This window comes from Acinetobacter sp. ATCC 27244 (genome assembly GCF_000156555.1).
In the GTDB taxonomy this organism is placed as follows: domain Bacteria; phylum Pseudomonadota; class Gammaproteobacteria; order Pseudomonadales; family Moraxellaceae; genus Acinetobacter; species Acinetobacter haemolyticus.
Genome location: NZ_GG665949.1, coordinates 53376 through 68787 on the forward strand (window position 1 = coordinate 53376; position 15412 = coordinate 68787).

At 40.8% G+C, this 15412-nt stretch carries 10 protein-coding genes and 1 pseudogene; 7 read left to right on the plus strand and 4 right to left on the minus strand.

Translation table 11 applies throughout. The features are described from left to right. Nucleotides 1-690 (plus strand): oxidoreductase, encoded by a 690-nt coding sequence (locus tag HMPREF0023_RS00245; RefSeq protein WP_008940877.1) that lies wholly within the window; start codon nucleotides 1-3, stop codon nucleotides 688-690. 84 nt (nucleotides 691-774) lie between these two features. On the opposite strand, the gene HMPREF0023_RS00250 is transcribed toward HMPREF0023_RS00245, so the two are convergent. Beyond that, nucleotides 775-2286, minus strand: coding sequence for an aldehyde dehydrogenase family protein (locus HMPREF0023_RS00250; RefSeq protein WP_017396620.1), 1512 nt, complete (start codon nucleotides 2284-2286; stop codon nucleotides 775-777). Between the two features lie 140 nt (nucleotides 2287-2426). On the opposite strand from HMPREF0023_RS00250, the gene HMPREF0023_RS00255 reads away from it, so the two are divergent. After that, nucleotides 2427-3608 carry a helix-turn-helix domain-containing protein gene (locus HMPREF0023_RS00255; RefSeq protein ID WP_008940879.1) on the plus strand — a complete coding sequence of 394 codons (1182 nt, stop codon included), beginning with the start codon at nucleotides 2427-2429 and terminating at the stop codon, nucleotides 3606-3608. Nucleotides 3609-3837: 229 nt separating this feature from the next. On the opposite strand, the gene HMPREF0023_RS00260 is transcribed toward HMPREF0023_RS00255, so the two are convergent. Next, nucleotides 3838-5217 (minus strand): metal-dependent hydrolase family protein, encoded by a 1380-nt coding sequence (locus HMPREF0023_RS00260; RefSeq protein WP_008940880.1) that lies wholly within the window; start codon nucleotides 5215-5217, stop codon nucleotides 3838-3840. A 350-nt stretch (nucleotides 5218-5567) separates the two neighbouring features. After that, nucleotides 5568-6740 (minus strand): annotated as a pseudogene (mdh, locus tag HMPREF0023_RS00265) (iron-dependent methanol dehydrogenase). Nucleotides 6741-7129: 389 nt separating this feature from the next. On the opposite strand from mdh, the gene HMPREF0023_RS00270 reads away from it, so the two are divergent. Beyond that, a complete protein-coding gene (locus tag HMPREF0023_RS00270) occupies nucleotides 7130-9595 on the plus strand; it encodes an acyl-CoA dehydrogenase (protein WP_008940883.1) in 2466 nt (821 codons plus the stop codon). A gap of 73 nt (nucleotides 9596-9668) precedes the next feature. Here the strand turns inward: HMPREF0023_RS00270 and HMPREF0023_RS00275 are convergent, their stop codons facing one another. Then, entirely contained in the window at nucleotides 9669-10091 is a 423-nt protein-coding gene (locus tag HMPREF0023_RS00275; RefSeq protein WP_004638267.1) for an Lrp/AsnC family transcriptional regulator, read from the minus strand. Nucleotides 10092-10315: 224 nt separating this feature from the next. Between HMPREF0023_RS00275 and HMPREF0023_RS00280 the strand changes: the two genes are divergently transcribed. From HMPREF0023_RS00280 to astD, 4 genes are all read left to right on the plus strand, one after another. After that, nucleotides 10316-11590 carry a Glu/Leu/Phe/Val family dehydrogenase gene (locus HMPREF0023_RS00280; protein WP_026056308.1) on the plus strand — a complete coding sequence of 425 codons (1275 nt, stop codon included), beginning with the start codon at nucleotides 10316-10318 and terminating at the stop codon, nucleotides 11588-11590. An 80-nt stretch (nucleotides 11591-11670) separates the two neighbouring features. After that, nucleotides 11671-12876: an aspartate aminotransferase family protein gene (locus tag HMPREF0023_RS00285; protein ID WP_004638269.1), complete on the plus strand. Its 1206-nt coding sequence runs from the start codon at nucleotides 11671-11673 to the stop codon at nucleotides 12874-12876. A gap of 21 nt (nucleotides 12877-12897) precedes the next feature. Further along, the gene (astA, locus tag HMPREF0023_RS00290; RefSeq protein ID WP_008940885.1) at nucleotides 12898-13941 is read left to right on the plus strand and encodes an arginine N-succinyltransferase; all 1044 of its coding nucleotides are present in this window, start codon (nucleotides 12898-12900) and stop codon (nucleotides 13939-13941) included. Further along, a complete protein-coding gene (gene astD / locus HMPREF0023_RS00295; protein ID WP_005091274.1) occupies nucleotides 13941-15410 on the plus strand; it encodes a succinylglutamate-semialdehyde dehydrogenase in 1470 nt (489 codons plus the stop codon). The genes astA and astD overlap by 1 nt, the downstream gene beginning before the upstream one ends. The last annotated feature ends 2 nt before the right edge of the window (nucleotides 15411-15412 follow it).

The following is a 15412-nucleotide window of genomic DNA, read 5'->3' on the forward strand; positions in this document are numbered from 1 at the left end:
ATGAATAAGTTAGGACGATTATTTAAATCATCACAAAATGCTCAACCGTGTATGGTAGTCTTTGGTGAAAATATTGAGTTGTTGAGCCAAGCCTTTATCAATCTTGATTCAGATCATCCATTACATATTTTTCAAGTGACACATGATCCATCTCAGCACGATTTAAAGATTATCAGTTCTGAAAATCAAAGCACTATTATTCGATTGAATGTCTTGCTGAGTGGCTCATTAAAAAGTTTAGTCAAATATATTCAACAACAGGGTTATAAGATTGAATTATGTATTATCCAGCCGAAGTTTGGGTGTAGTGATAATACCAACCCTGTTTCTCCTGAAATGATTGAACAATATTGGCAAGCTACAGGTTTAAATGTAGTCAGTATTTTGCAATCTATGATTGCAAACATGCTTAAACAGCAACGTGGAACAGTGATTTTCCTTGGTGCAAGATCAATGGGTGCGGAAAAGAAAGCAGATTTATTGACGATGAGTATGTTTGCCAGTATTCGAGCCTTATCACAGTCATTGGCAAGAGAGTTTCATCCTAAAGGAATTCATGTGGCTTACTGCACATTAGAAAAATGGGATGATCAGGATCAAAAGTTGATGCAATCGATTGCTCAAGTCTGTTGGCATCTACATCAACAGCCGAAATCCACTTGGTCACAGGAACTCAGTTTGACCAGTTAATTGGCGGCGAAAATTATAATTGACCTATGAAAAGAGCAAATGTGAAATAACATTTGCTCTTTTTTTGAGGAATGAAATGGATAATTAGAAGAATCCAGCAGGTTTGGTTGAGTAGCTCACCAAAAGATTCTTGGTTTGTTGATAATGATCTAACATCATGCGGTGGTTTTCACGACCAATGCCTGATTTTTTATATCCACCGAATGCCGCATGTGCAGGATAAATATGATAGCAGTTGGTCCATACACGACCTGCTTCTACCGCACGACCTGCACGATATGAGGTATGTGCAGAACGCGCCCAAACACCTGCACCCAGACCATAGATAGTTTCGTTTGCGATTTTAATGGCTTCATCAAAGTCTTTAAATGTCGTTACTGATAGCACAGGACCAAAAATTTCTTCTTGGAAAATTTGCATACTGTTATGACCTTTAAACACTGTTGGTTCGATATAGAAACCTTCACCAACTTCTTGTCTCGCACTACCACCTGTCAACAGCTCAGCACCTTCTTCACGACCTGTACTAATGCAGCGTAAAATTTTCTCTTGTTGTTCAAGAGAAGCTTGAGCACCAATCATGGTTTCAGTATCTAAAGGATGTCCCACCTTGATTCGCTTGACGCGCTCAATGGCTTTTTCTAAAAATGCATCTGCAATGCTTTCTTGAACCAAGGCACGAGATGGGCAGGTACATACTTCACCTTGGTTTAGGGCAAACATGGCAAAGCCTTCTAGCGCTTTATCCAAGAAATCATCTTCTTTATCCATAATATCTTCAAAGAAAATATTCGGAGATTTACCACCCAGTTCGAGTGTGACGGGAATAATATTTTCTGTCGCATATTGCATAATCAACTGTCCAACTTGGGTTGAACCTGTAAATGCAATTTTAGCGATACGTGGACTGGTTGCGAGAGGACGACCGACTTCAGCACCATAGCCATTGATGACGTTCAACACACCTGCTGGTAAAATATCTTGAATGAGTTCGAGAACCAATAAAATTCCAACTGGAGTTTGTTCAGCCGGTTTTAAAACCACGCAATTTCCTGCTGCAAGTGCAGGAGCAAGTTTCCAAGCGGCCATCAAAATCGGGAAGTTCCATGGGATAATTTGACCGACCACACCCAACGGCTCATGGAAATGATAGGCAATGGTATCTTCATCAATTTCTGAAATGCCGCCTTCTTGTGCGCGGATACACCCTGCAAAATAACGGAAATGATCAATTGCCAATGGAATGTCCGCTGCTAGTGTTTCACGAACAGGTTTACCATTGTCCCAAGTCTCTGCTACCGCAAGCATTTCAAGGTTTGCTTCCATGCGATCAGCAATTTTAAGTAAGATATTTGAACGGAATGTTGGAGAGCTTTTATTCCATTCTGCTTTAGCTTTGTGTGCTGCATCTAGTGCCAGTTCAATGTCCTCGACAGAAGAGCGCGGTATCTTTGTAAACACTTTGCCATCGACAGGCGAAACGTTATCGAAGTATTCTCCTCTAGTAGGAGCGACCCATTGACCACCAATGAAATTTTCATACTGTGGTTTAAACTGGACTTTTGAATTAGGTTGATTCGGATCGATGTAACGCATATAAATATTCCTTTGCTTATAATTGATCTTAAGCATCTACAGCTTTGGTATAAGGTACTTTTGTACGCTATTTCACTAGGATAGATCGGTGAAGGTTGGAGAAAGGTTGGAAACCATGCTCAAGTGTGAGGGATACACAAATGTTTACAAAACAAGAGCTAATACGGCAAAGACAGTCTATTGATCAGTTAAAGCAACAAAATAGTTTGTCTCCCCAAAGCGCTGAGAAATTAGAGCAGAGTATTGCGAGTTCTTGGCAGCGATCTGTATCGTCTTCAATTCCAAAAGAGCGCCTTGCAGCACCTTTACTCAATCAAAATAAGAAAAATTCAAGTAGTTTGGATAAAGCCTTAAATGCTTGTTCAAATGAACTGAGCCATATCGCTGCACAGTCATCGATGGTGATCGCTGTGGGGGATGTTGGAAGTACTATTATATGGACAGCTTCAAGTACGCAAATGCAAAGTGCTGCTGAAAAGGTACATTTTATCGCGGGTGGGCAGTGGGCAGAGGAGGTCGTCGGTACCAATGCTTTAGCGTTATCACTTAAAACGCAACAATCCAGCTGTGTGTTTTCAAATGAACACTATATGGAGTCGATTCATGATTGGGTTTGTTATGCGGCACCGATCATTAATCCGTATTCTAAGCAAGTCTTAGGTGTAGTGGATTTATCGACTACATGGAAAAAACATAATAGTTTAGGCGTATTAGCTGTTGAACGTTGCGCCTCGATTATTCAAACGGCACTGATCGAACAGCAACGACAACATTTATACATTCGTGCTTTTTCGACACCGCAGATTTTCTTTAATGGTAAATCGCTGGTTCTTACACCACGCCAAATTGAGATTTTGGCAATATTGGTATTGTGTCCAAATGGCTTAAATCTAGAAAAATTGCATCAAGCTTTATATGGTGAACGTAAAGTGAGTATCGGCACTTTAAAAGCTGAAATGTCGCAACTGAGAGATATCTTAGGTGGAATGCTGGGTTCAAGACCATATCGTTTATTGGCAGATGTAGAAGCAGATTTTCTTTTAGCTGAACAAGCACTTGATTCTGGATATGTGGCTTCTGCATTGCAGTTATATAAAGGTGTTTTTCTTACTAAAACTGAAAGCCCATTTTTATGTGCATGGCGAGATTGCTTAGAGTCGCGTTTGAGTGATGCGATTTTTAAAACCACAGAAACGGATTTACTATTGAAACACGTTGCTCATTTTCCTGAAGCAATCGATGCCGTTGAGCGTCTAATGGAATTATTACCTGCTGAGCATCCTGCACATCAATCACTGACTAAATTTAGAGATATGCCTTAAATATTGGTTATCATAAATTAATATCGAGGCGATTATATGCTTTTAAATAAGGATGGATAAATATAACTCAAAGCATTTATTTCGCTTTGCTCGTCTTGAAATGAGAATGAATAGTAGGCTGTTTATATTCCATAGTGCTTTAAAATAGGTATCACGAAAAAACTCAATGTTTTGCTATCTAAATAGCGAGAACAAAGACTGGTGTTCTCGCTATTTTTAATCGATCAAATCAAAATGAGCTTTCTATAGTATTTTTATATATTTTACCGTCTTTCATAATGATCTTAAAATTGTTTTCAGGATCTTCTACTAATCGAATATTCTCTAGTGGATTACCATTGACGAGTATTAAATCAGCATATGCACCCTCTGATATTTCTCCCAATTTTCCATCTTGATAAGGATTCCTTTTGCCACTTAGATATAAGAGTTGAGCATTGTCATAAGTTGCCATTTTTAAGACTTGATAAGGGGAGAACCATCTTGTCATTTTAGCGAGTTGCTTGCCTTGCTTTACCGCCAAAGAAGGATCGAATAGACAATCTGTTCCCCATGCTAATTTCACATTATATTTTTTCGCAAGATTGTAGGCATTATCAGTGCCTTTCGTCATTTCAAGTTGTTTTTTTCTATTTGCCGATCCTTCAGGAAAAGGAATCGCTTCCTCATCATCTAAAAAGGGTTGTAGACTCCACCAAACCCCTTTTTCAGCCATCAGTTTGGCAGTTTTGTCATCGATCAGTTGCCCATGTTCAATAGATTTTACACCTGCGTTGATCGCTGTTCTAATCGCATGAGGGGTATAAGCATGAACAGTTACATAGGTTCCCCAATTTGAAGCAGCATCTACAGCAGCTTTGAACTCTGCTTCGGTGTATTGGCTGACATCCAAAGGATCATAATTAGAGGAGACACCTCCACCAGCCATGAGCTTTAATTGGGTCGCACCCTGACGTAATTGTTCACGGGAACGGATGAGAACTTGATCTGCACCATCAGCGATTACAGCCATACCATTTCGTTCTTGATATGAAAGTTCTCCTATTTTTCGAGGAACGTCAGTAGGGAATCCAAAATCACCATGTCCACCAGTTTGAGAAATAAAAGCACCACTCGCAAAAACTCGAGGGCCATTAACCAAGCCGTGATCTATCGCTTTTGCCAAAGAGAGTGCACCACCACCCATATCTCGTACCGTAGTAAAACCTCGTAATAATTGCTTTTCGGCAGCGTGTGCAGCAAATAAATTGATGAATGCATAATCAGACAAGATCGCTTGTTGTTGAGGAATACTTTCAAACATGAGGTGAGCATGGTTATCAATTAATCCTGGAATTAAATATTGACCTTTTCCATCTATAATTTTTGTAGAACCACTCTTATTTGTCATGATGGGTGTGTTACTAATTTTTTTGATTAAATTACCTTCTATTAATACATTGCCTTTAACGATTTTATTGTCCTTACCGTTGAAAATATTAACATTATTGATTAATACAACGGTTTTGACCTCATTCGCAAAAGCGGTATTACTTATCAATGCAAAAACCATCAACCAAAGGATTGTTTTCATACCTTTAAACTTGTTGAAAAATAAAATGATATTCATTGGCTTTTACTGCTCTAATAATTGGAAGTTTAAAGATAACATGGCTGATAATATTTAATAAATAGGCCTTTGATAGTCATAGGATTTATTATGTAATAAGCTGTGAATTATATTTATATCTTTGGATTGTCCTAGTGTCTTATGCACTTAACTTTTCAATTTTATTTGGAATAATGGGTTGCCGTAGAGTTTAGACATCAGCAAGAAATCTTGATATGAGTTGTTAAGTTGATGCTTATTCTAATTCAACGAGTATTGAAATAAAAAAAGGGAATACCGTTGCAGAGATATTCCCAAAAAAGTAAGCCTGTCGTCGGAGTGCTTTGGCTTACTTTTGAGAGGAAATAAATTTAAAGTGCAGCTTTGAAAATCTCAACCACTTGAGCGTGGGTGGCTTTGCGAGGATTGGTTAACATACAGGCATCTTTTTGTGCATTTTCAGCCATGATGGCAAGATCTTCGGTTTTCACACCAAGTTCGGTCAAACCAGAAGGAATACCAATCGAAGCGGATAGTTCTCGAATCGCATCTATTGCGGCGTATGCTGCTTCCGTTTCAGTAAAACCTTCCGTGTTGATCCCCATCAATTCTGCAATTTTTGCATAACGATCTTGGCAAGCAATCAGGTTGAATTCGCAAACATGGGGTAAAAGCACCGCATTACATACGCCGTGTGGAAGATTATAGAAACCACCTAGTTGATGTGCCATTGCATGCACATAACCGAGAGAAGCATTGTTAAACGCCATACCCGCTAAATATTGTGCATAACTCATGGCATCACGCGCTTCAATATTTTCACCATTGGCAACAGCAGGGCGTAACCATTGACTAATCATACTAATCGCTTTTTCTGCACAAGCATCTGTAATCGGATTTGCAGCGGTAGAAACATAAGCCTCGACAGCGTGGGTTAATGCATCCATCCCAGTTGCAGCAGTTAAACCCGCAGGTTTAGCGACCATGAGTTTAGGATCATCAATCGCGATCAGCGGCGTACAACGCCAATCAACGATTGCCATTTTGACATGGGTATCAGTATTGGTAATGATACAAAAACGGGTCATTTCAGAGGCTGTTCCTGCCGTAGTATTGATTGCGATGAGTGGTGTCATTGGCACGGTACTTTTATCAATACCTTCATAATCACGAATATGCCCACCGCCAGCAGTAACTAAGCCGATGCCTTTGGCGCAATCATGTGAAGAGCCGCCGCCGAGAGAAACAATAAAATCACAACCATTGTCGTTATATGCTTGTACACCATTGTGGACATTGATATCGGTTGGGTTTGGTTCAGCACCTGCAAAGATATGGCTATCAACACCAGCATTTTTTTAATATTCTGAAATAGTTGCCGCCACACCAAATTTAAATAATCCTTCGTCGGTGACAATGAGTGCTTTTTTAGCACCAAGATTTTGAGCTTTGATTCCAATTTCTTTGGCACAGCCAGGTCCAAAAAGTGAGACGCAAGGGATATAAAAACCGTTAGTTTGATCTGCAATATTCTTAAAAGCCATGGAGCGATTCCTTCTTCCATAATCCATTGTTTGTTATGCAGTGATTTCATCACTGTAGGCTTAGTATGCAGGGGGTGAAAATTTTTCCTACCTACCAAATACCTACCAAACGATGTCAGATAGTAGAATCATGATTTGATTATGAAAGTTTTAAAAAAAGATATGATTTTGGAATGAATCGCACTCAAAGTTAATGATTATGCAACAAAGCCTTTCATCTCTATGCGGTTATGTAATATTTAGTAGTTTATCCTGAAAATAAAAAAACGCACTGTACAATCAAAATTCACTCTTTTTTCACACTTAACTTAATACGTTAAAAAATATAGTAAAGCATAAATATTTAATCACATTTCTTCTTAATTCAAGTTGAAGGCAAAGGAGTAACCATGACTCTATTATTGATATTGCTTAGCTTGTTGATTCAGTTTGCTGTGTTGTGGGCTGTATTTTATTTCAAACTAAATCAAACAATCGGTAGTCTCGTTTCTGTTGCAGTTGCAGTCATCTGTGCTGTGTTTATTACACCGTGGAGTTTATTGGTTGGTATACCGATTATTCTAATGAGTATCGTGATATTAATTCCTGCACTACGTGAAGCACTGATTAGTCGCCCCGCATTTAATCTTCTCTCCAATGCGATGCCAAGTATGAGTACGACAGAAAGAGAAGCGTTAGAAGCAGGTACCAGTTGGTGGGAAAAAGAGCTATTTATGGGGGAGCCTGATTGGGAGAAATTTGATCAATATCCTTATCCAAAGTTTTCAACTGAAGAACAATCTTTTTTAGACAATGAAGTTGAGCAACTGTGTTCAATGCTAGATGAATGGCAAATTCATCATCACCAAAAAGATTTGCCGCCAGAAGTTTGGCAGTTTATTAAAGATAAAGGGTTTCTTGGTTTAATTATTCCAAGAACATTTGGTGGTAAAGAGTTTTCCGCTTTTGCGCAAAGTCGCATTATGAGTAAGATTGCGTCACGATCTTTAACCGCAGCAGTAAGCTGTATGGTCCCTAACTCTTTGGGTCCGGGCGAGTTGTTGTTGCACTACGGAACCACTGAACAGAAACAGCGTTATTTGCCGGGCTTAGCTGACGGTACAGAAGTGCCTTGTTTTGGTTTAACCAGTCCTGAAGCGGGTTCTGACGCAGGTGCAATTCCAGATACAGGTATCGTGTGTTATGGAAACCATGATGGTAAAGAAGTCCTTGGTTTAAAAATGAATTTTTCTAAACGCTGGATTACTTTGGCTCCAATTGCAACGGTGATTGGTCTGGCATTTAAGCTCTACGATCCAGATGGCTTGTTGGGAGATAAAAACAAAGTTGAATATGGAATTACGTGTGCCTTAATTCCGTCCAGCCATGAAGGAATTAAAATCGGGGCAAGACATCATCCCGGTGCCCCTTTTATGAATGGTACGGTTGAAGGGACTGATATCTTTATCCCGATCGACTGGATTATTGGTGGTCAAGAGAATGCTGGTAAAGGCTGGCGTATGTTGATGGAGTGTCTCGGTGTTGGACGCGGCATTTCATTGCCTGCATTAGCGACGGCTGCAGGGGAGATGGGTTATCTTTTAGTGGGTGCTTTTGCGAGTATCCGACAACAATTTAAAATCTCCGTTGGGCATTTTGAGGGTGTACAAGAAGCGACCAGTGATATTGCAAGTGATGCTTATATGCTGGAATCATTTAGATATCTAGTGACATGTGGACTCAATCAGGGTGGAACGCCAGCAGTAATGACTGCCATGGCGAAGTATTACGCTACCGAAACCATGAGAAAAGTGATTAATCATGGTATGGATGTGGTCGGTGGTCGTGCAATTCAGCTTGGACCACGTAACTTCCTTGCGTTGACCTATCAGTCTATTCCAGTGGCTATCACGGTTGAAGGTGCCAATATTTTGACACGTTCATTGATGATTTTTGGTCAAGGTTCGATGAGATGTCATCCATACTTGTTTGAAGAATTGCAATTGTTGCAATCAGAAGATAAAGCGGCGGCACTTAAACAATTTAGTCCATTGTTGTTTAAGCATTTGGCTTATACCTTTAATCGTGGTGCCAAAGCGGTGGCATTTGCTATCACGGGAGGATCTCGTGAAGGCTCTAAGCAAGCTGACGATTTTTCAAAACCGTATTATGCGGTGATCAATCGAATGAGTGCTGATTTTGCACTGACCGCAGATATGGCATTGGGTATTTTAGCTGGTGATTTGAAACGCAAAGAAATGCTTTCGGGTCGCTTGGCGGATATCCATTCGCATCTATTTATTGCGACAGCGATTTTAAAATACTATGAAAATGGTCAACGTACAGCGTCTGATCAAAAACATGCTGAATTGGCATTGAATAAAGCCTTGTTTAATGCACAGGAAGCATTTTTCGGATTCTATGATAACTTCCCAATGAAAATTGCCGCGAAGTTGGTGAAATTGGTATGTTTCCCATTTGGTCGCCCAATTGCTAAACCATCTGATCAGTTGAAGCAGGACGTGGCTCAATTGTTGTTACAGGAAACGCCATTTAGAGCAGAGCTGAAAAAACATGTGTATTACAACACTGATGAAAGTGATGTGATGGGGCGCATGGAGTCTACTTTCCAAATGTTGTTAGCAATACAACCGCTTTGGAATAAGTTTAAAAAAGCAGAATCCAAAGATCAGTTTAAAGGGCTGTCATTTGAGGAGCATATTGCAGATGCCGTTGCTGTCGGTTTTATTAATACCACAGAGGCAGAACAGCTGTTGAAATACAATGCTAAACGTTATGACAGTATGCTGACGGATGTTTTTGATGAACATTTAGAAAAGGATCTGCCCTTAGAAAATCCACATTTAAAAACTTAGTCTAAATTAACATTGGAGCTACCAAGCCGTTTGATGCCATATCGTATCAAGCGGCTTTTCACTTGATAGGGACTTAAGTTTTATATGTAGAAAGTAAAATACTGGTTTCACTATTGTAAATCCCTGAAATATTGCGGATACGTTCAAGTGCCTTATCGAAGTTGATTAAACTGTCAGATTCTAACTCCACCAAAATGTCCCATTTACCATTGGTGGTATGTAAGCGTTCAACGGCGGATTCTAAGCGTAGTTCACGTATTACAGCTTGGGCTTTGGTACCTTCCACCATAATGCTCATCCATGCTCGAATCACATTTCTTTCAGCGTTGGGACGAAAGCGAATGGTATAGCCTGTAATGACACCCGTAGATTCCATGTATTCAATGCGCTTTTGCACAGTTGCTCGTGAGACACGTGCTTTGGCCGCCAAGTCGGTAATGGACATGCGTGCATTGTCTTTCAGTAATCCTAGAATAATATGATCTATATTGTTCATTTTGATATTTTCTATGCGCAAATTGATAAAAATTAATTCATTTTAATCATTAAAAGCAATTTTGTGAATCAATTTGATTCTTAATAATAATCAGTATATGAAGCCCAAAACATTTTTGGCGTGATGTGGCTGCGCAGAATGTGCATCAGGGATGACAGGGCAGGAAACCCTAAATAAAAAGGGAATCTGTAAAAAACAGGGATAATTGATTAATTAAGGAACAGATGATGTCTTTATCATATACGGATCAAAATAGCGGTGCTTGGCAAACCTACCTCACTCAAATTGATCGAGTGGCGCCATATCTTGACGCAGACCTAAGCAATTTTATTAATACGTTGAAAACGCCTAAGCGTACATTAATCGTTGATGTTCCTATTGTTATGGATGATGGTTCGATCCGTCATTTCGAAGGTTATCGTGTTCAACACAATTTATCTCGCGGTCCTGGTAAAGGCGGTATTCGTTATCATCAAGATGTTGAGCTCAATGAAGTCATGGCCTTATCTGCATGGATGACCATTAAAACCGCCGTACTTAATCTCCCATTCGGTGGTGCAAAAGGTGGCATCCGTGTCAATCCAAAAGAATTGTCCCCGCGTGAGTTAGAGCGTTTAACTCGCCGTTTTACCAGTGAAATCAGTCCCATCATTGGTCCTCAAATTGATATTCCTGCGCCAGATGTCGGTACCAATGCCAACATTATGGGTTGGATGATGGACACCTATTCAAGTATTAAAGGCCATACAGTTACAGGTGTAGTGACGGGCAAACCTGTGCATTTAGGTGGTTCTCTAGGTCGTGTACGTGCGACAGGTCGTGGTGTATTTGTGACTGGTTTAGAGGTTGCAAAGCGTATTGGCTTAACGATTGAAGGTACCAAAGTTGCTGTACAAGGCTTTGGTAATGTGGGTAATGAAGCCGCTTATTTATTTAGTCATGCTGGTGCAAAAGTGGTGTGTGTACAAGACCACACAGGCACGATTTTTAATGCAGATGGTTTAAATGTAAAAGCATTACAAAAGCATGTCACTGAACATGGTGGTGTGAAGGGATTTGCTGAGGCAACGGTCATTTCGAATGATGAGTTCTGGAATGTCGATATGGACATTCTGATTCCTGCGGCATTAGAAGGTCAGATTACAGTTGAGCGTGCTCAGAAACTAAAAGCCAAAATTGTATTGGAAGGTGCCAATGGTCCAACCTATCCAGAAGCAGATGATGTGTTCATCACACGAAATATTGTCGTGGTCCCAGATGTGATTTGTAACGCTGGTGGTGTGACCGTCAGTTATTTCGAATGGGTTCAAGACATGGCGAGTTATTTCTGGACCGAAGATGAAATCAATGAACGCCTCGATAAATTAATGATTCAAGCAACGGCAGATGTTTGGGAAATCGCACAGCATAAGGCATGTAGTTTACGTACCGCTGCTTATATTTTGGCATGTGAGCGTATTTTAAAAGCGCGTAAAGAACGCGGTATTTTCCCAGGTTAATAAATTTAGTACATCAGCTTAAAACTGGGCTGTGATATTTAAAAACAGCCCAATGATCAAACAGGAAGTGAGTAAATAAAATGAGTAATGTCACGATTACACGTAGCAACTTTAATGACTGGATGGTTCCGGTTTTTGCACCAGCAAATTTCATTTTAGTGCGTGGTGAAGGCTCTCGTCTGTGGGATCAAAATGATAAAGAATATGTTGATTTTGCAGGTGGAATTGCCGTCAATGCATTAGGACATGCACATCCTGTGGCAGTCAACGCCTTAACTGAACAAGCACAGAAGCTTTGGCATATTGGCAATGGCTACACTAATGAACCAGTTTTACGCCTTGCTAAACAACTGGTGGATAGTACCTTTGCAGATAAAGTATTTTTCTGTAACTCGGGTGCAGAAGCCAACGAAGCCGCATTAAAACTGGCTCGAAAAATTGGTTTGCTCAGTGGCAATCCTAACAAAAAGAATATCGTTGCATTTAAAAATGCTTTTCACGGTCGTACCTTATTTACGGTTACGGCAGGCGGTCAACCGAAATATTCACAAGATTTTGCGCCATTGCCTGAAGGTATTGAACATACCGCATTCAATGATTTAGAAGCTGCGAAAGCAGTGATTAATGAAAATACCTGTGCGGTGATTGTTGAACCAATCCAAGGTGAGGGTGGTGTTGTTCCTGCTGATCTTGAGTTCTTAAAAGGTCTACGTACGCTGTGTGATGAAAAAGGTGCAGTGCTGATTTTTGATGAAGTACAAACTGGTGTTGGTCGTACAGGTTCGCTCTACGCTTATATGAATACAGGGGTAACGCCAGATATTTTAACCACCGCAAAAGCATTGGGTGGCGGTTTCCCAATTGGTGCCATGATCACGACAGATAAATACGCCAATATGTATGCGGTGGGTGATCACGGTACAACCTATGGTGGTAATCCATTGGCCTGTGCTGTTGCTGGTGCTGTATTTGAGTTCATCAATACGCCTGAAGTCCTAGAGGGCGTGAAACAACGTCATCAATATTTCGTAGATGCGTTAAATAAATTGAATGCTGAATATGATTTGTTTAAGGAAATCCGAGGTCAAGGCTTATTGATTGGCTGTGTGCTTAAAGATGAATATGCAGGCAAAGCAAAAAACATCGTCACCTTGGCAGGTGAAGAAGGTCTTTTAGCACTCGTCGCTGGTGCAGATGTGGTGCGTTTTACGCCGTCATTGATTATCTCTCAACAAGATATTGATGAAGGTCTAAGTCGTTTTGCTCGTGCTTTAGCACGTCTTTAATCCATTTGTGAGCATCTAACCATGATGATTGTTAGACATGCAGCGCATCGGGATTTAGATGATATTTATCGTTTAGCGCAACGAGCAGGAGAGACAGGCATTGGTCTGACCTCCTTGCCACGAAATAAAGAAATCTTGGCTGAACGTATTACCCGGACAGCCAATACCTTGGCTGGTTTAGCCGAAAAGTCAGATGAGAGCTATTTATTTGTACTTGAGGACACCACTCTGCAAAAAATTGTGGGTGTGAGTGCGATTGAAGTTGCGGTGGGTTTAAACGAGCCCTTCTATAACTTCCGTGTGGCCACACAGGTGCATGCTTCGAAAACCTTAAATGTATATAAGGCCTTAGATACACTGTTTCTGAGTAATGACCATACGGGTTGTAGCGAACTGTGTACGTTGTTCCTTGATCCTGATTATCGTAAAAATCAAAACGGCAAATTTTTATCAAAGGTACGCTTTCTCTTTATCGCCGCATTTCAGTCGCACTTTAAAGCAAGACTGATTGCGGAGATGCGTGGTTATTCTGATCAAAATGGACATTCACCATTTTGGGATGCCTTGGGATATCACTTCTTTAATATGGATTTTGCGACCGTAGATTATTTGAGTGGCATTGGACAAAAAGTTTTTATTGCTGAATTGATGCCAAGATTTCCGGTTTATGTGGATTTATTACCCGCCGATGCTCGTGCAGTCATTGCCGAAGTTCATCCTCAAACACTTCCAGCAGCTAAAGTATTGATGTCAGAAGGGCTTCAATATCAAGGCTATGTCGATATTTTTGATGCGGGACCAACCTTAGAAGCCAACACTGCCGATCTACGTGCAGTGAAGGAAAGTCGTTTACTCACAGTCAAAATCACTGAGCAAATTGAAACGACAGATATTCACTATTTGGTTGCCAATGACCAATACCAAGATTATTGCGTGCTGTTGATCAATAACTGCGTCTCAGAGGGCGATACTTTAATGATCACACCAGCACAAGCTCAAGCACTCCATGTTAGCGAACAGGACGAAGTGCGAGTTTTAGCATTAGATAAAATGGAGAATCACTAATGTCACAAGGTGCATTATTAATCAATGGTGCTTGGGTACAGGGAAAAGGTACAAGCTTTATTAAAACCAATCCTGTGAGCAATCAACAGATTTGGGCGGGTCACGAAGCCAATCTTGTTGATGTTGATACAGCGTGTGCGGCAGCAAGAGACGCTTTCCCTGCATGGGCACGACTTGGATTAGAACGACGTATTGAGATTATTGAACGTTTTGCGAGTTTACTTGAACAAAATAAAAATCAACTGGCTCAAGTGATTAGTCAAGAAACCAGTAAACCACTTTGGGAAACCTTGACTGAAGTCCAATCGATGATTGGGAAAGTCGCGATTTCAATTCGTGCTTATCATCAACGTACGGGTTTTAGTGAAACTGAAATGCCAGATGGCATCGCATCATTGCGTCATCGCCCTCATGGGGTACTCGCTGTATTTGGTCCCTATAATTTCCCCGGGCATCTACCGAATGGTCATATCGTGCCTGCATTAATTGCGGGTAATACGGTGGTATTTAAGCCAAGTGAGCTTACGCCATGGACAGCAGAAGAAACTGCAAAATTGTGGCAACAGGCTGGATTACCAAAGGGGGTGCTCAACCTTGTGCAAGGTGGTCGCACCACAGGTGAGGCTTTAGCTGCTGCTGAACAAATTGACGGTTTACTGTTTACAGGTAGCGCCAACACTGGCTATCACTTGCATAAACAAATGGCAGGTGCACCTGAAAAAATTCTAGCCCTTGAGATGGGCGGAAATAATGCCTTAATTATTGATGAAGCAACGGATATTGATGCAGTGGTGAATCTAGCCATCCAATCCGCTTTCGTGTCTGCGGGACAACGTTGTACCTGTGCACGTCGTATTATTGTGAAACACGGCGTCAATGGCGATGCATTTATTCAACGTTTTGTTGAAGTCGCAAAAAACTTAGTGATCGGTGCTTGGGATGCAGAACCACAACCATTTATGGGTGGGGTAATCTCAGCGCATGCTGCAGATCAGATGATGGCAGCACAAAGCAAACTGATTGCTTTGGGAGCAAAGCCATTACTTGAAATGACCCGTCCTCAAGCTGACAGTTCATTACTTACCGCTGGCATCTTAGATGTAAGTGAAGTGAATGCAATCCCAGATGATGAATACTTTGGTCCATTGACAACGATCTATCGTTATCACGATTTTGATGAAGCACTCAAAATAGCGAATAACACACGTTTTGGTTTGGCTGTTGGTTTGGTTTCACCTGATCGAGAGTTATTTGATCGTGTGCTGATCGAAGCACGCGCTGGCATCGTGAACTGGAATAAACCATTAACGGGTGCTTCTAGTGCTGCACCATTTGGCGGTGTCGGTGCATCTGGTAACCATCGTGCAAGTGCATTTTATGCAGCAGATTATAGTGCGTGGCCGATGGCTTCACTGGAAAGTGATCACGTTACACTACCTTCAAAATTATCACCGGGCATTGTGCTCTAAGT

Bases quoted from the DNA above. Each gene is read 5' to 3' on its own strand.
- astD (WP_005091274.1), top strand. From the start codon at position 13,941: ATGTCACAAGGTGCATTATTAATCAATGGTGCTTGGGTACAGGGAAAA.
- HMPREF0023_RS00245 (WP_008940877.1), top strand. From the start codon at position 1: ATGAATAAGTTAGGACGATTATTTAAATCATCACAAAATGCTCAACCG.
- HMPREF0023_RS00280 (WP_026056308.1), top strand. From the start codon at position 10,316: ATGATGTCTTTATCATATACGGATCAAAATAGCGGTGCTTGGCAAACC.
- HMPREF0023_RS00285 (WP_004638269.1), top strand. From the start codon at position 11,671: ATGAGTAATGTCACGATTACACGTAGCAACTTTAATGACTGGATGGTT.
- astA (WP_008940885.1), top strand. From the start codon at position 12,898: ATGATGATTGTTAGACATGCAGCGCATCGGGATTTAGATGATATTTAT.
- HMPREF0023_RS00260 (WP_008940880.1), bottom strand. From the start codon at position 5,217: ATGAATATCATTTTATTTTTCAACAAGTTTAAAGGTATGAAAACAATC.
- HMPREF0023_RS00270 (WP_008940883.1), top strand. From the start codon at position 7,130: ATGACTCTATTATTGATATTGCTTAGCTTGTTGATTCAGTTTGCTGTG.
- HMPREF0023_RS00255 (WP_008940879.1), top strand. From the start codon at position 2,427: ATGTTTACAAAACAAGAGCTAATACGGCAAAGACAGTCTATTGATCAG.
- HMPREF0023_RS00250 (WP_017396620.1), bottom strand. From the start codon at position 2,286: ATGCGTTACATCGATCCGAATCAACCTAATTCAAAAGTCCAGTTTAAA.
- HMPREF0023_RS00275 (WP_004638267.1), bottom strand. From the start codon at position 10,091: ATGAACAATATAGATCATATTATTCTAGGATTACTGAAAGACAATGCA.